The organism is Streptomyces sp. UG1, assembly GCF_049974585.1.
Classification (GTDB): Bacteria; Actinomycetota; Actinomycetes; order Streptomycetales; family Streptomycetaceae; genus Streptomyces.
The window spans coordinates 216,868-235,749 of the sequence record NZ_JBNGGG010000004.1 but is presented as its reverse complement, the minus strand read 5'-3'; the positions used below and the strand labels follow the sequence as shown (position 1 = coordinate 235,749).

General features: G+C 70.7%; 25 protein-coding genes. 24 read left to right on the top strand and 1 reads right to left on the bottom strand.

Annotated features, from left to right (window positions below):
* Window positions 1–2 precede the first annotated feature (2 nt).
* From ACP4J3_RS06605 to ACP4J3_RS06540, 14 genes are all read left to right on the top strand, one after another.
* Window positions 3–530, top strand: a complete 528-nt coding sequence (locus tag ACP4J3_RS06605) for an HNH endonuclease signature motif containing protein (protein ID WP_426531355.1) — start codon at window positions 3–5, stop codon at window positions 528–530.
* A complete protein-coding gene (locus tag ACP4J3_RS06600) occupies window positions 530–1,009 on the top strand; it encodes a single-stranded DNA-binding protein (RefSeq protein ID WP_426531353.1) in 480 nt (159 codons plus the stop codon). Before ACP4J3_RS06605 ends, ACP4J3_RS06600 begins: the two co-directional genes overlap by 1 nt.
* Window positions 1,010–1,094: 85 nt before the next feature.
* Complete coding sequence (locus tag ACP4J3_RS06595) at window positions 1,095–1,835, top strand: hypothetical protein (RefSeq protein WP_426531351.1); 741 nt, start codon at window positions 1,095–1,097, stop codon at window positions 1,833–1,835.
* A gap of 137 nt (window positions 1,836–1,972) precedes the next feature.
* Entirely contained in the window at window positions 1,973–2,800 is an 828-nt protein-coding gene (locus ACP4J3_RS06590; RefSeq protein ID WP_426531349.1) for a hypothetical protein, read from the top strand.
* Window positions 2,797–3,627 carry a hypothetical protein gene (locus tag ACP4J3_RS06585; protein ID WP_426531347.1) on the top strand — a complete coding sequence of 277 codons (831 nt, stop codon included), beginning with the start codon at window positions 2,797–2,799 and terminating at the stop codon, window positions 3,625–3,627. Before ACP4J3_RS06590 ends, ACP4J3_RS06585 begins: the two co-directional genes overlap by 4 nt.
* A gap of 203 nt (window positions 3,628–3,830) precedes the next feature.
* Complete coding sequence (locus ACP4J3_RS06580; RefSeq protein WP_426531345.1) at window positions 3,831–4,325, top strand: hypothetical protein; 495 nt, start codon at window positions 3,831–3,833, stop codon at window positions 4,323–4,325.
* 64 nt (window positions 4,326–4,389) lie between these two features.
* Window positions 4,390–5,157: a hypothetical protein gene (locus ACP4J3_RS06575; RefSeq protein ID WP_426531343.1), complete on the top strand. Its 768-nt coding sequence runs from the start codon at window positions 4,390–4,392 to the stop codon at window positions 5,155–5,157.
* Between the two features lie 77 nt (window positions 5,158–5,234).
* Complete coding sequence (locus ACP4J3_RS06570) at window positions 5,235–5,672, top strand: ribbon-helix-helix domain-containing protein (RefSeq protein ID WP_426531341.1); 438 nt, start codon at window positions 5,235–5,237, stop codon at window positions 5,670–5,672.
* Between the two features lie 217 nt (window positions 5,673–5,889).
* Window positions 5,890–6,696: a hypothetical protein gene (locus ACP4J3_RS06565; protein WP_426531339.1), complete on the top strand. Its 807-nt coding sequence runs from the start codon at window positions 5,890–5,892 to the stop codon at window positions 6,694–6,696.
* A 111-nt stretch (window positions 6,697–6,807) separates the two neighbouring features.
* Window positions 6,808–7,338, top strand: a complete 531-nt coding sequence (locus ACP4J3_RS06560) for a helix-turn-helix domain-containing protein (RefSeq protein WP_426531337.1) — start codon at window positions 6,808–6,810, stop codon at window positions 7,336–7,338.
* 6 nt (window positions 7,339–7,344) lie between these two features.
* Complete coding sequence (locus ACP4J3_RS06555; RefSeq protein WP_426531335.1) at window positions 7,345–8,616, top strand: PBSX family phage terminase large subunit; 1,272 nt, start codon at window positions 7,345–7,347, stop codon at window positions 8,614–8,616.
* A 564-nt stretch (window positions 8,617–9,180) separates the two neighbouring features.
* Entirely contained in the window at window positions 9,181–10,656 is a 1,476-nt protein-coding gene (locus tag ACP4J3_RS06550; protein ID WP_426531333.1) for a phage portal protein, read from the top strand.
* A gap of 457 nt (window positions 10,657–11,113) precedes the next feature.
* Complete coding sequence (locus ACP4J3_RS06545; RefSeq protein WP_426531331.1) at window positions 11,114–13,315, top strand: phage minor capsid protein; 2,202 nt, start codon at window positions 11,114–11,116, stop codon at window positions 13,313–13,315.
* A 10-nt stretch (window positions 13,316–13,325) separates the two neighbouring features.
* Window positions 13,326–13,496, top strand: coding sequence for an Rmf/CrpP fold protein (locus ACP4J3_RS06540; protein WP_426531329.1), 171 nt, complete (start codon window positions 13,326–13,328; stop codon window positions 13,494–13,496).
* Window positions 13,497–13,512: 16 nt separating this feature from the next.
* Here ACP4J3_RS06540 and ACP4J3_RS06535 read toward each other — a convergent pair whose 3' ends face one another.
* Entirely contained in the window at window positions 13,513–13,941 is a 429-nt protein-coding gene (locus tag ACP4J3_RS06535) for a hypothetical protein (RefSeq protein WP_426531327.1), read from the bottom strand.
* Between the two features lie 275 nt (window positions 13,942–14,216).
* Between ACP4J3_RS06535 and ACP4J3_RS06530 the strand changes: the two genes are divergently transcribed.
* Genes ACP4J3_RS06530 through ACP4J3_RS06485 form a run of 10 tightly spaced genes read left to right on the top strand, consistent with a single transcriptional unit; the run spans window position 14,217 to window position 18,833 of the window.
* A complete protein-coding gene (locus tag ACP4J3_RS06530) occupies window positions 14,217–14,951 on the top strand; it encodes a hypothetical protein (RefSeq protein WP_426531325.1) in 735 nt (244 codons plus the stop codon).
* 14 nt (window positions 14,952–14,965) lie between these two features.
* The gene (locus tag ACP4J3_RS06525; protein ID WP_426531323.1) at window positions 14,966–15,976 is read left to right on the top strand and encodes a major capsid protein; all 1,011 of its coding nucleotides are present in this window, start codon (window positions 14,966–14,968) and stop codon (window positions 15,974–15,976) included.
* On the top strand, window positions 15,976–16,230 hold the full coding sequence (locus tag ACP4J3_RS06520; RefSeq protein WP_426531321.1) for a hypothetical protein: 255 nt from the start codon (window positions 15,976–15,978) through the stop codon (window positions 16,228–16,230). The genes ACP4J3_RS06525 and ACP4J3_RS06520 overlap by 1 nt, the downstream gene beginning before the upstream one ends.
* A gap of 3 nt (window positions 16,231–16,233) precedes the next feature.
* A complete protein-coding gene (locus tag ACP4J3_RS06515) occupies window positions 16,234–16,623 on the top strand; it encodes a hypothetical protein (RefSeq protein WP_426531319.1) in 390 nt (129 codons plus the stop codon).
* Complete coding sequence (locus ACP4J3_RS06510; RefSeq protein ID WP_426531317.1) at window positions 16,620–16,937, top strand: hypothetical protein; 318 nt, start codon at window positions 16,620–16,622, stop codon at window positions 16,935–16,937. The genes ACP4J3_RS06515 and ACP4J3_RS06510 overlap by 4 nt, the downstream gene beginning before the upstream one ends.
* The gene (locus ACP4J3_RS06505) at window positions 16,934–17,287 is read left to right on the top strand and encodes a minor capsid protein (RefSeq protein ID WP_426531315.1); all 354 of its coding nucleotides are present in this window, start codon (window positions 16,934–16,936) and stop codon (window positions 17,285–17,287) included. The genes ACP4J3_RS06510 and ACP4J3_RS06505 overlap by 4 nt, the downstream gene beginning before the upstream one ends.
* On the top strand, window positions 17,280–17,708 hold the full coding sequence (locus ACP4J3_RS06500; protein ID WP_426531313.1) for a minor capsid protein: 429 nt from the start codon (window positions 17,280–17,282) through the stop codon (window positions 17,706–17,708). Before ACP4J3_RS06505 ends, ACP4J3_RS06500 begins: the two co-directional genes overlap by 8 nt.
* An 11-nt stretch (window positions 17,709–17,719) precedes the next feature.
* Window positions 17,720–18,175, top strand: a complete 456-nt coding sequence (locus ACP4J3_RS06495; protein ID WP_426531311.1) for a phage tail tube protein — start codon at window positions 17,720–17,722, stop codon at window positions 18,173–18,175.
* Window positions 18,172–18,636 carry a hypothetical protein gene (locus tag ACP4J3_RS06490; RefSeq protein WP_426531309.1) on the top strand — a complete coding sequence of 155 codons (465 nt, stop codon included), beginning with the start codon at window positions 18,172–18,174 and terminating at the stop codon, window positions 18,634–18,636. Before ACP4J3_RS06495 ends, ACP4J3_RS06490 begins: the two co-directional genes overlap by 4 nt.
* A gap of 44 nt (window positions 18,637–18,680) precedes the next feature.
* Window positions 18,681–18,833, top strand: a complete 153-nt coding sequence (locus ACP4J3_RS06485) for a hypothetical protein (protein ID WP_426531307.1) — start codon at window positions 18,681–18,683, stop codon at window positions 18,831–18,833.
* The last annotated feature ends 49 nt before the right edge of the window (window positions 18,834–18,882 follow it).

The following is an 18,882-nucleotide window of genomic DNA, read 5'->3' as shown; positions in this document are numbered from 1 at the left end:
CGATGGCTCGCACTACCGCGACCCCGGCCGAGCGTTTCGCCGCCAAGACGACCCCCGGACCCATCCCCGCCGGCCCCGACACCCCGAACACCCCATGTCGCCTGTGGCCTGAGACGTCCCTCGACCGAGACGGATACGGCCGCTTTTGGGTCGACGGCCGAGTCGTCCCCGCCCACCGCTGGTCGTTCGAGCAGGCCCGCGGGCCCATACCGGCCGGCCTCGAACTCGACCACCTGTGCAGCGTCCGCCGATGCGTCGCCGACGACCACCTCGACCCCGTCGACCACCGAACCAACGTGCTCCGCTCGACCGGCCCGTCGGCCGTCAACGCCCGCCGCACCAGGTGCGTGAACGGCCACGACCTCACCGACCCGGCCAATGTCCACGTGAGCTACCCCCCGTCGCACCCCAACGGGATGCGCAAGTGCCGCGCGTGCGCCCGCGACCGCGCCCGCCGCACCCGCGAGCTCCAGCTCGCCCCCGTCGCCCCGATCACCCCCCGCACGACCCCGGAGAGGACCGCCGCGTAATGGCTGGAGAGACCCCGATCACCGTCGTTGGCAACGTCGTTGCCGATCCCGAGTTGCGATTCACCCCGTCCGGCGCCGCCGTGGCGAACTTCCGGATCGCCTCGACGCCCCGCACGTTCGACCGCCAGACGAACGAATGGAAGGACGGCGACACCCTGTTTCTGTCCGTCAGCGTGTGGCGCCAGCAGGCCGAGAACGTCGCCGAGTCCATCAAGCGCGGCGACCGCGTGATCGTCGTCGGCCGCCTCGGACAGCGCCAGTACGAGAAGGACGGCGAGCGTAAGTCGTCGTACGAGATTCAGGCCGAGGACGTCGCCCCGTCCCTGCGCAACGCGACCGCCGCCGTCGCCAAGAACAGCGCCCAGAACGGCCAGCAGCGCGCCCAGGGATACGGCCAGCAGGCCCCCCAACAGGGCTACGGCGCCCCTCAGGGCGACCCGTGGGCGACACAGGGATACGGCAACGAGCCCCCGTTCTAACCCCTCGCCGCGACCGGACGCGGGCCGCCCCCTGCGCGGGCGCGCACGCGAGTACCACCCACCACTGACACAGGAGCGACCCACCATGACCCGCATTCCCGACGCCGTCGCCGTTGCTTCGCTCGACACGCACCCTCTGATCGTCGCCGTCCCGAACGAGGGACCTGCCGAAGTGGCGTGCAATCTCCCCCGCCCCGTCGCCGCGTCCGTACTGCGCCAGCTCGCCGACAGCCTCGGCAGCCCGGCCGGCCGTTGCGAGACCGCCCTCGCCACCGGCCGCCCGTGCCCCGTGCACGACGCGCCCACCTCGCTTTCCGAGGCCATGCTCACCGCGGGGGCCGGCGCCGCCGAGGCGTTCGCCCGCGGCATACGTCAGGCGCAGCGCCCTGCCGGCCTCGACGCCCTGCTCGACCACCTCGCCGCCGCCATGTCTCCCGACGACGAGCAGCAGGCCGCCGACGACCGCCGACCCACGGCCCCGCTCGACCCGTCCGATGTACGCGCCGCCCTCGACTTCAACCGCAACGATCGCGACCAGGTACTCGCCACGCTCCGCGACGTCCTGCTCGACACCGAGCCGCCCCGCAACCCCGAGCAGGCCCTCGGCGCCGCCCGCATCATCCTGACCGCGCACGCCCGCCAGCTCGCCGCCCTGGTCGAGGTCGAGCACAACGAGACCCGGACCCGGTTCGGACTCAACCGCTCAACTCGCGGCCTACTAACCGGGTACAGCAACGCCCGCCGCACCCTCCGGACGTACGCCGACCGCCTCGCCGACGAGCAGGCCCTCGCCGAGGGCGCAGCGAACGAGCAGATCGAGCCGTGACCCCCGCCGTCGCCGTCGCGGCGAACCTCGCCGTCGCCGTCGTCCTCCTCGCCGCCAGTGCCCGCCTGATTGTGTGGGCACTGTCCCGGCGAGCCCGGCCGCGTCCACCACAACGACGACCAGGAGCACCCGCCCGCATGAGCCCCCGCCCCCAGCAGCGCGCCCCCAAGGGACGCAACCGCGACCGCGCCGACCGGCGGGCCGTCGTCGACGTCCTGCTCGCCCGCGCCACCCGTGGCGTACTCACCCCGGCCGAGGGTGCCCTACTCGCCGAGCACGCACAGGAAGAACAGCGCCTCGCCGACGAGAACCGCCGTGCCATGGCAGGCACCACGCAGGCACTCGCCAAGCACCGTGAGGCCGCCGACGCCGCGATCGTCGAGGCCGAGCAGCGCGCCACCGCCGCCGAGAAGCAGCTCGCCCCCGTCGAGGCCACCCTCGCCGAGGTACGCCGCCGGCACCGCGGGGCGTGCGAGCGCGTCGACCAGGTGCTCGCCGTCCTCGCCCGCGTCCGCAACGCCCAGAGTCTCGGCGACGCCCTCGCCGCCGTCGCCGAACATGACGGCCTGTCCCCCGTGGCCGCCCGCGTGCACGCCCGCATCCTCGACCGTGCCGACTCGACCGAGGCCCGCCTCGCCGAGCAGCAGCGCGACCACGACATAGCCCTCGCCCGCGAGCGCTGCCACACCGTGACCGCCGTCGAGGAGGCCAGCGCGCAGCGGCACCGCGCCGACCGGTACCGGACCGCATGGTTCGCCGCCCGCCGCGACCGCCGCGCCGACCGAGCCGCCATGGCCGCCGAGTTGCCCCTCGCCCAGGCCGTCGAGCGCGTGCGCGCCCTCGCCGCACGGATGCGCGCCGGCTCGCCCCAGGGCGCCGCCGCCATCTACGCCGACCGCATCGAGCAGGCCCTCGCCGGCGACCGGGCCGCCGTCGACAACGAGCACCAGGAGCAGCACGCATGACAACCGCCCCCGGCCAGCAGGCCGCCGCCGACCTCGCCGCCGTCCGCGAGCAGTGGGGCGACCTGCTCGCCGCGATTGCCGAGCCGCCGCGCGCCGCCGAATGGATGCCGTACGAGCGCCGCGGATTCCTCGACCAGCTCGCCGCCGACGACCGCCTCGACGACGACCAGGCCCTCGACGAGGCCGCCGTCGGCCGTCTGCCCCTGATACTCCGCGAGCACCCGGCACCGGCCGATCTGCGGGCCCTCGACGCCGCCCTCGACGTCGAGCGCGAGGTGTTCGACATGTGCGACGCCGTCGCCGAGCGCGTGCAGCTCCCCGCCCGCGACCGCGCTGGCCGATGGACCCTCGGCAGCGACCCGAGCGACCCGCGCTTGTGGCACGTGCCCACGTACCGCGACGCGGGCCCGGCGACGATCGCCTCGACCGGATCACGCGTGTTCGGCCTCCATTGGGCCGCCGTATGGCTGGAGGGCCGCGCCCTCGACGACGAGCCGGCCGACCGCGCCCTGTTCGCCCCCACCCCGGCGACTCTGGTCGACCAGATCGTCGACGTCGCCCGCACCGCGCGCCGCCGCGTCGAGGGCGCCCTCGGCCGCGCCCCCCGGACGATCACGCTCGACGACGCGTGCCCGTTCTGCCGCGCTGGCCGCATCACCGTGCACAACGGGGGAGGGGACCCGCGGGCCGCCGTGGCGACCTGCTCGACCGGCCCGTCGTGCCCGGCACCGGTCGACGTCGAGCGAGGCCGCCGGGCGTGGCGTGGGCCCGCCCTGGTCGGCCTGTTGACCGCCCTCGACGCCCGCCGTACCGCGCCCGCGACATAGGCCGCAGCAGGCCGCACGCCCCCGGGAGCGCCACCCGGGGGCGTCGCTCCATCCGGCAAGGTCACGGTTCGATAACGCCCTACTGTAACGATTACTGCAACCGTTGCAGTAGCCGCTACTGTAGAGATTCCTGACGGGCCCTCACCCCGGCAGGAACGCCGGACCTCACCCGGCGCACCACCCGCCGACACAGGAGCGACACTGTGGCAACCGTGATCCCCGGCGCCCTCGCCGACTACCTCACCGTCGAACCCCCGCTCGACGTCGACACCCGCGCCGCCCTCGACGCCGCCCGCCGGGGCCGCGGCCGGACGCTGGTCATCGAGCCGAAGACCGTCGCCGTCCTGCACACCATCAGCCGCGCCGCCGAGCGCCTGCTCGACACCGCTGGCACTTCCCGCGCCCAGCGCACCGCCGCCCGCGTGTGGCTCGACCGCGCCGGCCACGCCCCCGCCCCCGTGGCGACGAATGCGTTCGCCGTCGACGCCGTCGAGCACGCCGAGCAGGTCGAGGCCGGCATCGAAACCGTCGAGGGTGCCGAAGCGCTGTACGGCGCCCAGATGGTCACCGAGGCCGAGGCCACCGAGGGCACGTGGCGGGGCGCATGGATCGGCGAGCACCAGGCCGCCGACGCCCTGTTCGTCGTCGACGCCCCGGCCGAACAGGGCGCCCTGTTCGTCGGCCGCGCCGCACAGTAGCCACCCGACCGGCCCGCCCTCGACCGAGGGCGGGCACCGCACCGCACCAACAGGAGCGCCAGAGATGCGCAACGATCAGCCGCCCACCACCGAACCAACACTCGCCGCATTCCGCGAGTACCTGCTCGACACCGCGAGGGAAGGTCCCCTACTGGAAAACGTCATGCTGCGAGCCGTCGTCAGCGTGATCGACAGTTACAGCGCCGACCAGGCCGCCACCGACCAGCCAACCGACCGGGCCGACCCTCTTAACCGCCGCAATCTCGTCAGCGTCGCCCGCGCCTACCGCAATGCCAGCCAGCCCCAGCGCGCCAAAGAGGGCGACCTCGACCGCCTGCTCGACGACCTCTCCAACGAGTTCGGCCTCACCGACGTACGGATCATCCGGGGTGTGGCCGCCGCCCTCGCCGACGCCATGCCGCGAATCGCCTACAAGGCCCGCGAAGAGGGCTTGCACCCCGACAAGATCGCCGACAGGGGGGGATACACGTCGAGCCGGATCGCGCAGTTCATCCGGCAGGAGAAGGAGCGCCGCGCCGTTATCCCGCTCACCCGGTACACGTGGCGTATCGACATGCTCGACGCCGACAACGGCCGGTACGGGTGGACGGACCGCGAGCACGGCGCAGTCAACGCGATCCCGGTCGATCTGCCGCGCCTCGGCGAACGCCTGCTCGCCGAGACCGGCGCCCGCGACCAGCACGCCCGCATCTTCCTGTGGGAAGGCGACGAGGGCGACGACGCTGCCGCCGTCTACACGGCCGAGCGCGACGAGGTCGACCGGCGACGGTGGGCTGAGTACCTCAAGCGCCACAACGGCGACCCCCAGTAGACCCGCACATGAAGCAGGCCCGCCCGGTTCCTCACAAACCGTATGGGCGGGCCCTGACCACCAAGGAGCGACCCAAGATGGCTACCGCACAGCGTAACCAGCAGCCCACCCCGCCCAAGCCCGGCACCCGCCCGTCGATCCGCGTCGACGACCAGCTCGCCGCCGACCTCGCCGTCGTCATGCGTACAGGCGTCAACCTGTCTGACGCCGTCCGACGCGCCGTCCGACAGCTTGCCGACCAGTACCGCACCGCATGGGCCGAGGGCGTCGTTCCCGTCGGGACGGCGCCGATCCTGCTCGCTTACCAGCTCAAGCGACACCCCGCCATGACCCCGACCCGTCCGACGCCCACGCCCGCCCCGACCAGCGGGTATGACGCCCGTCGGCAGCCGTCGGCACCCCCCGTCGGACACCCGGCGTCGCCCGTCGCACCCCCGTCGGCACCCGCCGCCGGGGGCGGGCCCTCAATGCGACGCCCCGGCCCCATCCCCGGCGTGCCCGTTCAGCAGGCGTAGCACGAGCCGCCCCCACCGTTGGACAGCGCCGACCGATCGCGCCCCCGCGTACGCGCAGGGGCGCACCCGTCACCGCGATGATCCCGCTTGCGCCGTTATCGATTCGTGACCTAAAGTTGGGGCCGTCTCCGGCGTGCCCGAATCCCCGTCAGCTCCGTTGATCCGATGCCGTGCCGCGGGCCCCCTGAAGGGCGGACCCGCCGGGATAATGGACGCCATGAATCAACGACAGCGCGATCTCCTCGCGGAGATCGAGCGCGATGTGTTCGATGGTGCCAAGTCACTGTCCGACGTCCTGCTTAAGTGTGTCTCCCTGGGCGAGTGCAACGGATCAACGCAGCTCGCTGAGTTGGCAGCCAAGGAACTGCACGGCTACGACGGTACGGCCGGAGTGAAGCACATACCTGCCTACCGGACGGTCCCCGCCCACATCTACGTGAACGGCTGGAAGGGACCACACCACGTCTACCGCCAGCGAGTTAGCCCCCTCCAGATTCCCGACTTCGCCCGGGAGTCGATCAACGAAGAGATCGTCTTGACGAACGCCGTCGCTGAGATCGAGAACTTCGCCGAGAGCGCTAAGCAGGCCGGCGGGGCCGTCCCATTCGGCATCCCAGGAGGTGTCGAACTCGGCAAGCTCATCGACTACGCGTCGGGGGATCGGCTGCAGCGGATCGAGTCCCTGTACTGGTCGGTCTCCGAAGCAGCGTTGAGGGGTGTCCTCAATCAGGTGCGTACAACCGTGGCTGACCTTGTGGGCAAGTTGCACTCAAGCCTGCCCGAGGATCCAGCGATCCCCACGGCCGCCGAGGGCTCACCTGGTGTCCATGTGACCGTCAACGGTGACGGGTCCAGCGTCAATGTCTCTGCCGCCCAGTCCTCAGGGAACGCACGCAGCAGCGTCAACGGAGCGAGCGCAAGCGACAGGAAGTTCTGGACGCGGACTCGGCTTGTCGGCGCCTTCATCGTGGGCTTGTTCACCATCATCGGTGCCACCGCGACAGTGTTGTCTCTGTACAAGTAGGCGCCTCAGACAGGGCGTTCCTCTGTTCCTCGCGCCGTATTGGGGCGTCGGCGAAGCTGCGCGGCATCAGACCAAGTTGGACAACTGACGCCGCACTTCAGGGGGTGAGCCATGGCCCGCCCCATCACCGACAAGGACCGTCGGCGCGTGCGAGAGTTGCACACCGCGGGCAAGTCCCGTAACGAGATCGCTCGCGAGATCAACCGGTCGCCCTCGACCGTGTCGAAGATCGCCGCCGCGTTCGCCCCGCCCCTGTCGTTCGACCGCGCCCCACAGGTCGAGGCCGCGACCCGCGTCCGGACCGCCGACCTCGCCGCGCGCCGCGCCGCCCTCGCCCTCGCCCTACAGAGCGACGCCGAGCGCCTACGCGCCCAGCTATGGGCCCCCACCGTGCACGGCGAGTTCGCCGGCCGCGAGGGCGAGTGGCACGAGACCCCCCTACCGCAACCCCGGTTCGGCGACCAACGGGCGATCATCGCGTCGGTACAGACCGCCGTCGGCACCTCGCTACGCCTCGCCCCGGCCGAGGGCGGAGAGAACGCCGAGCAGGTGCGCAGCATGTTGGGCGCCCTCGGCGAGGCACTGACGCAGGCCGCCAACGACGACCAGGCCCACGACGACGGGGGCGACGCCGGGGGGTGAGCCGCGTTGCTCGACCTCGACCGTCTGCCCCTGTCCCGCAAGCAGCTACGCAGCATCGGACAGGCGACCGCCCGTATCAACCTATGGCACGGCAGCGTCCGCAGCGGAAAGACGATCGCCTCGCTACTGGCGTTCGTGATCGCCGTCGCCACGGCCGGACCGTCCGGCCTGATCATCGTGGTCGGTCGGTCGTTGCAGACGATCGAGCGCAACGTGTTGGAGCCCCTACAGGACCGCGCGTTGTTCGGCCCCCTCGCCCAGCACATCGTGCACACCCGCGGGGCGACGACGGCGACGATCCTCGGCCGCACCGTGCACCTGATCGGCGCCGCCGACGCACGCGCCGAGGGCCGCCTACGTGGCCTTACCGCGCAGCTCGCCTACGTCGACGAGGCGACGCTACTCCCCGAAGGGTTCTGGACTCAGCTACTCGCCCGCCTATCCGTCCCCGGCGCGCGGCTGTACGCGACCACGAACCCCGACTCGCCCCGGCACTGGCTCAAGACCGGGTACATCGACCGCGCCCACGAACTCAATCTCAGGGCGTGGCATTTCAAGCTCGCCGACAACCCGTCGTTGTCGCCCGAGTACGTCGCCGACCTCGCCGCCGAGTACGTCGGCCTGTGGCGCCGCCGCATGATCGATGGGGCGTGGGTCGTCGCCGAGGGCGCCATCTACGACATGTGGGACGAGTCCCGGCACGTCGTCGACCAGCTGCCGGACATACGCCGGTACTGGCTCGGGTGCGACTACGGCACCACGAACCCGTTCTCGGCGATCCTACTCGGCGAGGGAGTCGACGACCGGCTGTACGTCGCCGGCGAGTGGCGGCACGACTCCCGCGCCACGCACCGCAGCATGACCGACGCGCAGTACAGCGCCGCCGTCCGGAAGTGGCTCGACGACCTCGGCATCGTGCCCGAGTGGACGTTCATCGACCCGAGCGCCGCGTCGTTCTCAACGCAGCTTTGGCAGGACGGACACCCCGGCCTCGCCCGTGCCTCGAACGAGGTTGCCGACGGCGTCCGCAGCGTGTCGAGCCTGCTCGCCGCCGGCCGCCTGCTCGTGCACGAGTCGTGCGAGGGGCTGCTCGCCGAACTGCCCGGCTACAGCTGGGACCCGAAAGCCACCGAGCGCGGCGAGGACGCCCCGTTGAAGGTGGACGACCACAGCGCCGACGCACTGCGCTACGCCGTCCACTCGACGGCGCACGAATGGCGGCACCTGCTCACCGCTCCTGATCAATCGATGAACTCCATAACTGCGCGCGCCGCTTGAGTAAAGTTCATTTTGCTTTCCGTCACATCAGCACAGTGCTCACCTCAGAATTCTCGAAACATCTCCTCTTCGACCCCTTCCTTTAGAACCACCTCCAAAAATTCACCGAGAACGCACACCTTATTCCACAGCGCAAGAGCTAAACCTGACACTTCCTTAGGACCAACTAGGTCCACTTTCGCCCACTGTGCGTACAAGTCATGTATTGCGGCATCGAGCGTTTCCAAATGACCTTGCAGAGATGCATGGTCCGGCGGGCCCGCCGAGCTAACGTACGCACCGTAGTCAATAGGCAGCAATTTGTGGGCTGCACGATCTACAGGCTCAACCGCTGCAATGAAAGCCAAATACGCCTCACGGCGTTCTTTTCGCAGCTCTTGACTATGCGCCAATTGCCTTGATCTCGCCCCTGTCGGCGCGCGGTGCCATAGGTCAGAACCGCAGCTCCGAGAGTGCCTACGACGCCGGTTGCTGCCCCAAGCAGGGCTGCCATCCCCTGATCCACATCACATATTTTGCCGAACCCTTCGATGGATTGCTCCCACTTTCAGGAGGCGACTACCGATGCCCCTGCCTGAGAACGGCGCCGCGTGGCCCCCCTCGGCGTGGGCCCCGTACTACGACGCGATGCGCATCGACGACGCGTGGTACAGCGGCGACCGGAAACGCCTCGCCCGCGTCTACACCAACCACCCGCGCCCCACCGAGCGGCGCCGCCTGTGGGGACGCCGGTCGTTCGAGCATCGCCTCGACCGGCGCGACAACCGGCTACACGTCCCCCTCGCCGGCGACATTGCGGCGACCTCGGCCGACCTGCTGTTCGCCGACATGCCGACGATCACCGTCGAGGACACGGCCACACAGGAACGGCTCGACCAGCTGCTCGACGAGGGCCGCGTGCAACAGGTGTTCCTCGGCGCCGCCGAGCAGGCCGCCGCCCTGTCGGGGGTGTTCCTGCGGGTGACGTGGGACCGCGATCTAGTGCCGCGCCCGCTGCTCACCGTCATGCAGCCCGACGGCGCCGTACCCGAGTGGCGATTCGGCATGCTGCGCGCCGTCAACTTCTGGCGCGAGCTGGACGGTTCGACCGAGGCCACCGTGTGGCGGCACTTCGAGCGGCACGAACCCGGCCGCATTGTGCACGCCCTGTACGAGGGGACCGGCGAGAACGTCGGCCGCCGGGTGCCGCTCACCGAGCACCCCGACACGGCCGACCTGGTCGACAGCCTCGACGCCGAGGGCGACAGCATCACGACCGGCATTCAGCAGCTCACCGCCGCGTACGTGCCCAACATGCTGCCCAACCGGCTGCACCGCGGTTCGCCGATCGGCCGCTCGGACTACGCCGCGCCGATCTACGACATGTTCGACGCCCTCGACGAGACATGGACATCGTGGCTCCGCGACATCCGCCTCGCTCGCGCGCGCTTGATCGTGCCCGATGGGTACCTACGCAACGAGGGGCCCGGTCGCGGGGCGTCGTTCGACGACGACCGCGAGGTCTGGCACTCCCTGAAGATGCCGCCGAACGAGGGCGCCGGTATCACCCTGAACCAGTTCGACATCAGGGTCACGGAGCACCGCGAGACGGCCGAGGCGATCATGCGGCAGGCCGCACAGGCCGCCGGCTACTCGCCCCAGTCGTTCGGCCTCGACGGCGAGGGACAGCCGGTCACTGCGACCGAGGTCGACAGCCGCGACGCCCGGAGCATGGTCACCCGCAGGAAGAAGGCCGGGTATTGGCGACATGGCGTGGCCGACATGATTCACGTCATGTTGCTGCTCGACGCGAAGCTGTTCGGGAGCCGCATCACGCCCGACCGGCCGCGCGTCGAGTTCGGCGACGGCGTCGCGGAGTCGGCCGAGCAGACGGCGACCACGCTCGACCTGCTCAACCGCGCCGGTGCTGTGTCGACCGCGACGAAGGTCAAGATCCTTAACCCCGAGTGGGACGACATCGCGGTACAGACCGAGGTTCGGGCGATCCTCGCCGAGACTGGCGCCGCGGCTCCCGACCCCGTCGGATCATTCCCGATGTGAAAGGGGCGGGCCGTCGCAACGACCCGCCCCAGTGGTAACTGAGTGCGCGGGGACAGTAGAGCCCCGCACGTAACTATGTAATGACAAACCGTAGTTACTTATTGTCGAGACGCTGGCACACCGTCTCTACTACGCCGATCGAATGCTCAGGAGCGGCGCAGTGTTCATCCAGCGCAAGGGTTCCGCTGATCAGGTAGAAGGCGACCGCTGCGACAGCGGAAACCAACTGGGCACCAGTGGACTTCGGAGCCCTGCCGCGGAACCCTCGGACCGCGTTACCAACGGCCTTCAGCATCCGCCGGGCCCACGTATCACCGGATGTAGGGGAACTGCTCATTTCTGCCTCCAAGTTGGGGTTAACGCGCCGGTTGGCGCGATCAGTCAGTGTGGCAGCGTGAGCCGAATCACTTCAACGAGGTGATAGGTACGGGGGTGGGTCTTGGCCATACACCCCGGCATGGTGGAACCCCTCGCCGACCGCACCCGCGACCTGTACGCCGACGCCGAGGCCCGCCTGTTGGGCATCATCGCGCGGCAGCTCGCCGCCGGCCTCGACGCCCCAGGGTGGGCCGAGCGCAAGCTCGCGGCCGTCCAGCAGCTACGCCGCGCCTCACAGGCCGTTGTCGACGAACTCGGCAAGGCCGTGACGCTCGAAGTGTTCGACGTGGTCGCCGAGGCGTACAACGAGGGACACCGCGCCGCCGTCGCCGAACTCGGCGCCCTGTCCGACGACGCCCGCGCCCTGGTCGACGACGTGACCCCGAACGCACAGGCCGTCGACCGGCTCGCACTGGAAACGGTCGACGTGGTCACCTCGACGCACCGCTCGATTCTGCGGGCGGTCGTCGACCGGTTCCGGGCGATCGTCGCCGAGGTCACCGCAACGCCCCTGCTCGGCACTGGCACCCGCCGACAGGCCACGCAGGACGCCATGCGCCGGTTCGCCGACGAGGGCATACGCGCGTTCGTCGACCGCGCCGGGCGCCGATGGCAGCTCACCTCTTACGCGGAGATGGCCGTACGCACCAGCGTGGGCCGCGCCGCGACCGAGGCGCACATGCGCACCCTGTCGACGGCCGGTATCGACCTGGTCATCGTGTCCGACGCCCCGCGCGAGTGCCCGCTCTGCCGGCCGTGGGAGGGCCGCGTACTTACCATCGGCGGGCCCGACGGCGAGCGCGTGGTCGAGGTCGAGCACGCCATCGACGACGGCCGGATGATCCCCGTACGGGTCGCCGGATCGCTCGACGAAGCGCGCCGCGCCGGTCTCCAGCACCCCAATTGCAGGCACAGCGTGTCGGCGTACACGCCCGGCCTCACCACCGTGGAGCAGGCCGTGAGCGACCCCGCCGGGTACGAAGCCGGTCAGCGACAGCGGGCGATCGAGCGGCACATCAGGAAGTACAAGAAGCGTGAGGCCGCCGCCGTCACGCCCGAGGCGCAGCGCGCCGCACGGCTCAAGGTGCGGCAGTGGCAGGGCGCCATGCGGACGCACCTCGCCGCCCACCCCGACCTACGCCGGTTGCGGCACCGCGAGCAGCCGGGCGCGTCGAACCTCCCAGAGAAGCGGACCGAGGCGACGCCCGAGCAGGTCGAGGCCGCCCGCGTGTGGTCCGGCGACGACCAGTCGGTACGCGAGATGAGCGACGACCAGCTCGCCGCCGCCGAGGGTTCCCGCCTGCTCGACGACCGCGCCCGCGCCCGGATCGAGGCCGAGGCCGACCGCCGCGACCTCGACGACCTGCTCGGCCGCATCGCGCCGGGCGGCACCCTCGCCGACGACCTCGCCGGGTTCAGCGACGCCGAACTCGCGCGGGCGTACGGGCACCTCGACGACGGCGACGCACTGCGCGTCATGGCGGAGATGGACCGCCGCGACCGCGCCGCCCAGCTGCCGGGGGTGTCGCCGGACCTGGTCGGCCTGTCCGACCACGACCTCGCCGCGCGCGCCCGCGGGGCGGATGCGGACACGCTCGCCATGGTCGCCGCCGAGGCCGCCCGCCGCGACCTGCTCGCCCGCCTGTTCCCCGGCGGGCAGCTGCTCGCCGACCTGTCCGGCGTGTCCGACGACGAACTCGCGTGGGCGATGCAGTACGCCACCAGCGAGGAACTGCTCAGGATCGCCGCCGAGATGGACCGGCGCGACGCCGTCGACATGCCGCAGCCGGCGGACACCGGGGACGCCGTCGCCGACCTGCTCGCCGACCGCGACGCCCTCGCCGAGGCCATGGCGCCCGCGCCGGACCCGGAGCAGTGGGGGCGCCTCGCGGACGACGAGAAGTTCGCCGCCGAGGCCGCCGCCCTCGCCGCCGCCCACGAAGGGGAGGGCGGCGACACCGACGAGCGGCACACGATCACCCGTCGCGAGGCCCGCGCCCTGTACGACGAGTACGTGTATCGCCAGTACCTACAGGCCGAAGACGACTGCAACGGCTACCTACTCAACCGCAAGGCTCGCGAGGCCGGGATCAACCCGGTTTCCTTGTTCTCCGGACCCGCGCGCATCGCGTACGCGCGGGCGAGCGATGAACTCAAGGAGTGGTGGGCGGCACATGGTCGCCTGACACAGGCCGAGTTCATCGAGCAGGTTGTCGGCAAGCCCCAACGGTGGGCCGCCGGCGCCCGCAAGAACGAGGCAGACGAGCAGGCCAAGAGGTAGGGGGCGCAGCATGGGCACACGCGAGGAGATCGCACGGGCCGTCGAGGCCGGTCGCAAGGTCGGACGCAACGGCGACGAGCCGAGGACGTGCCCGTACCCGGGTACGTCCGTGCTGCGTACCGCGTGGATTCGCGGCTACGCCGAGGCCCGCCCCTTGTCAAACGAGCGGACAGAGAGATAGCCGTCAGGCCCACAAGTCATGACATGAAGAGCGCAATGATCGATACAAACAGACTGAGAATTCCCGCGATTTGCGCCAAGGTGTCCAATAGAGGCTGTTTTTCGGCAGGTACCGCAGCATCCGATGACTGAACCGCACGACGCTGCTCCGTGTTGACGCGCGAACGTACACCAAGGATTGAGACACGAATCAGAGATGCATATGAGACCGCGAGCAGCACAGCGCTAGAGGCGATGGCCCATGGAATCTCAGCATTCGTTGCCCTGAGCATCAGGCCCAGTGCTACCAGGCAAGAAGCCACAACCAGAATTGGCACCGATGGATGGTAGGTGCCAGCCTGCTTCTTCGCAGCGCGCGTCTTCGCTCGCGTACGGGCCACGACCAAGGGCACCGCGACCAGCACCGCCAAGAGCACCACACTCAAGATGAGGGCGTAGGTTTCCACAGAATCCCCCGACTCATTTTCACCCGGTATCACAGCCCCTGCCAGGTACCTGTAACAGGCCCGATCTTGCGGACCTTCCCCAAACGTTGAGTGCAGAAACCAAGGCTCTCAGGCGTGACCGATGAGCCCCACACGGTGTACATGCCCGTTTCCAGCGCTCGAACATTTCCGACCAAATCACGCTCTCTCTCCCTCAAGGCCCGCCAGGAGCGGGCCCCTTTTGTATGCCCCGACGCCCGCCAGGAGCGGGCCCGATCGCACCAGGAGTGCACCCCATGCGTATGCGCACCCTCGCCCGCCGCCACCTCGGTCTCGACGGCGACGGATGGGCCCACCCGTACCCGCTCGACCCGTTCTCTCCGGTCCTCTACAACGACGGCGGACAGGCCGCCGCGACCGGCGACGGCGGACAGGGCGGCACCGGTACCGGTGGGCAGGCCCCGGCCGGACAGCAACAGGCCCAGGGCGCGCAGCAGCAGGCGCCCGCCGAGGGCGCCATCAAGTCGCTTCCGTCGTGGGCACAGAAGGAGATCACCGACGCCCGCGCCGAGGCCGCGAAGTCCCGGACCGTCGCGAAGCAGAACGCCGCCCAGGAGGCACGGCAGCAGCTCGCGCAGGACATCGGGAAGGCCCTCGGCCTGGTCACCGACGACAAGCCCGCCGACCCCGCCCAGCTGACGCAGCAGGTCGCCGACCTGTCCGGGCAGCTGCGCGCGGCACAGGTCGAACTCGCCGCGTACCGCACCGCGGGCAAGGAAGGCGCCAACGCCGACCGGCTGCTCAACTCCCGTGACTTCGCGGCGAAGCTCGCCGCCCTCGACCCGTCCGACGAGAAGTTCGCCGAGCAGCTGAAGCAGGCGATCACGGACGAGATCGCCACCGATCCGGACCTGTACCGCGCCGCCCCGGCCGGCCCCGCCCGCGGCGGCGCCGAGTTCGGCGGGCCCCCGGCCAGTGACAAGCGCCCGGCCACCCTCACCGACGCAATCGCCGCCAAGCTGGGCGGCTGACAAGGAGTCCACCCATGGCGATCACCCTCGCCGACGCCAAGCTCAACACCACGGATGACCTCGACCTGATGGTCATCGACGAGTTCCGCAAGTCGAGTTGGCTGCTCGACAACCTCACGTTCGACGACGTGGTCAACCCGGCCGGCGGGGGCGCGACCCTGACCTACGGGTACACCCGCCTCGTGACCGAGCGGGGCGCCGCATTCCGTCCGTACAACACCGAGTACGCGACCGCCCAGGCGAAGCGTTCCCGGTTCACCGTCGACCTGTCCCCGCTCGGTGGGGCGTTCGAGGTCGACCGCGTCCTCGCGAACGTCGGCCCGGCCGCGACGAACGAGGTCGCGTTTCAGATGGGCCAGCAGATCAAGGCCGCCCGGACGTTCTTCGCCGACCAGGTGATCAACGGCGTGCGCGACGAGACCCCCGACGCCGAGAAGGGGTTCGACGGCCTCGACGTGGCGCTCACCGGCAGCACCACGGAGATGAACGCGACCGCGTCCGTCGACTGGACCGGCGCCACCCTCGGCACCGACCAGGCCAAGGCGCACGACGCCCTCGACCTGCTCGACGAATTCCTCGCGCTGCTCGACGGCACTCCGTCGGCCCTGCTTGGCAACAAGAAGACGCTTGCCCGCGTGCGCTCCCTCGCCCGCCGGGCCGGCTACTACTCCCGGACCGAGAACGCGTTCGGGCAGACCGTCGAGTCGTACAACGGGATTCCGTTCGTCGACCTCGGCGACAAGGCGGGAAGCACGAACCCCGTGATCCCGATCGAGACACGCGACGTGGACGGCGCGGGCGCGGGCGGGAACATCACCGGCCTGTCGGACCTGTACGCGGTGCGCCTCGGCCTCGACGGGTTCCACGGTGTGTCGACGACCGGCGGCGCCATCGTGCGTCAGTGGCTCCCCGACTTCACCACGGCCGGCGCCGTCAAGAAGGGCGAGGTGGAACTTGGCCCCGTCGCGGTCGTCCTCAAGGCCACCAAGGCCGCCGCAGTGCTGCGCAACATCAAGGTGCAGTGATGCCCGCATTCGAGATCACCGCACCCGAGGAGGGGCGCGGCGGGCAGCTGCTCGGCGCGCACTTCCGCGACGGCCGCGCCACGCTCGACGACCCGTCGCCGGGCGTCCTGCTGTGGTTCCGGCGCCACGGGTTCACCGTCGACCAGGTCGACGACGACGGCCCGCCGCCGCCCACCGCGCCGCCCGCCCCGAACGCCCCGCCCAAGCCGGCGGGGCGTTCGCGTTCCCGCAGCAAGACCGCGAAGGAGGGGTGACCGGTGGCCCGGATCTACGCCACCCCCGAGCAGCTGACGGCGTGGACCGGGCAGCCGGCCCCGGCCGACGCCGAGCGGCTGCTCGCGCGGGCGTCCGAGGACATCGACGACGCCCTACTCACCGCCTGCTACGCGGTGAACAGCGCGGGCATGCCGACCGATCCCGCCGTCGTTCAGGCCCTCGCCAACGCCACGTGCGCACAGGTCGAGTACCAGCTCGCCACGGGCGACGACGGCACGGGAGCGGCGGGCCGGTGGGACAGCGTCTCTATCGGCCCCGTGTCCCTGTCCGGGCGCCAGCAGGCCCCGGCCGCGCCAGGCGACGTGGACCTCGCTCCGCGCGCGCACCGTGCCCTCACACGCGCGGGACTGCTGCCGGGGGTGATCTGGTGAGAGTCCCCCGATGGCTGCTCGCGCACCGGATCACGATCGAGCCGTACCGCGGCGACAGCGCGTACGGCCCGACGTACGGCGACCCCGTCGCGAACGTGCCCGCCCTGGTCGCCGAGACGATCAAGACCGTGCGTGACCGCGAGGGACGCGAGGTCACCAGCACCGCGCAGATCATCGCCGAGCCCGGCCTCGACTGCCCGGCCGAGTCGCGGATCACCCTCCCCGACGGACGGATCACCCAGGCAATCAGCGTCGCCCACCACACCGCGCCAGGGCTCCCGGTACCGCAGTGCACGGAGGTGAGCGCCGAGTGACCCAACGGACCCGGCTCCGGTGGAACGGGGCCGCCGCCATGCGCGGCACCCGCGCGGGCGCCGTGCGAGGTCTGCGGATCGCCGCCGAGCACGTCCTCGCCGAGTCACGAAAGGTCGTCCCGATTGAAGAGGCCACCCTCGAACGGTCGGGCGTGGCCACGGTCGACGAGTCGTCGCTCACGGCCGCCGTGTCCTACGACACCCCGTACGCCGTGCGCCAGCACGAAGAGTTGAACTACCGGCACGACGCCGGTCGCAGCGCGAAGTACCTCGAACGCCCCCTCACCGAGCAGGCCGACACGGTCGCCGAGATCATCGCGGCGCAGCTGCGGAGGTCGCTCCGTGGCTGACCTCGACCCGCTCGACGGCGTCGCCCGCCTACTCGCCGCGCGCGGCCTGGTCGCCTACGACCCGACCGGCACGACCGGCGATCTGTTCGTCGAGGTCATGCCGCCCGCGCCCGATGCCGCGGTCGCCCTGTGGCTGTACGACGGCGAGGCGCCCGACACCCGCAACGCCTACGACACCCCACGCCTACAGGTGCGCGTACGCGGCGGGCCCGACCCGCGCGTCTCCCGCCGCCGCGCGTGGGCGATCTACAGCGCGCTTCACGGCCTCGCTGGCGTCGCCCTCGCCGACGGGACGTGGCTTGTGCTCGCCGCCGCGCGCGGCACCCCGGCCCCGATGGGGCCCGATTCCAACGGCCGACATGAGCACGTCGTGAATTTCGATCTTGACGTGTCGGCCCCCACCGACCACCGCACCGAATAGGAGGCCCCTACGTGGGACGCCCCATCGACGCCCGCGGCTGGGAATTCGAGGTCGAGACCGCAACCGCGAACACGTTCGTGCGGATCGGCAACCTCACCAGCTGGACCCACAACCCGGGCGAGAACGAAGAGACCGCCGACACGACCACGTTCGACAGCGACGGCTATTACGAACAGGACGTGATGCAGCGCGGTGCGACGATCGAGGTAAGCGGCCTGTACGCGGCGACGTCCGGCACTCGCGACGCCGGACAGGACTACATCGACAAGACGTGGGCGTACAAGTTCGGCGAGGAGTCGCGCGGGACCATGCGGTACCGGCACACCTCGCAGAACGAATGGACCGTGTGGGAATGCACGGTCACGCCCGGCGAGACGGGCGGCGAGACGAACGCAAAGACCAGTTGGGGCGCGACGTTCACCCGTTGCGGCGCCCCGACTACCGCCGCGGTGGTGACGACACCGTGACCGAGCAGCCGATCGAGCAGGCCGAGGGCGAGGTCGAGGTCGCCGACTTCGACGCGTTTTTCGCCGAGCAGGCCGAGCGGGAACGCCAGGGCGTACCGCTCCGGCTGTACGGCCGTACGTACGTCCTCCCGCCGTCCCTGCCCGCCCTGTTCACGCTCCAGCTGCACCGCGTGCAGCACTCCGCCCGCCCCGACGACATCCGCCGCCTGCTCGGCTCCCTGTTCGGCCCCGACGCGGTCGACCACTGGACCGAGGCCGGCATGGACGACCGCCGACTCGGCATCGTCCTTCTGTGGTCGACGGCCAACGTCGCCGAGCCGGGCGCCGTGTCCATGGAGCGCGCGGCGCAGCTGTACGACGAGCGCGAGGCCGCCAAGGGAAAAGCGGCGGCGCGGCGGGCCCAGGGCAAGCCCCGCCCCAAGGGCAAGGGCAAGCCGCGGAGTTCTGGCAAGCGGTCGTAGCCAACTGGGCCGCGGTCGAGTCCGACCTCGCCCAGACCTACGGCATGTCGGCCGAGGACATCGCGCGCCTGTCCACGCGCGCGTTTCTGGTCCGCCTGTCCGGCCTCCCTTCCGAATCCCGGTTCGCGCACGCGTGGCGGAACACGCCCCGCGTGGTGACGGACCCGCACGAGATCGCCCGACTCACGGGGCGGTGATCAACAACCACAACTGAATAGAGCGGCGCGCGCCGGTGGGGGGTGACCC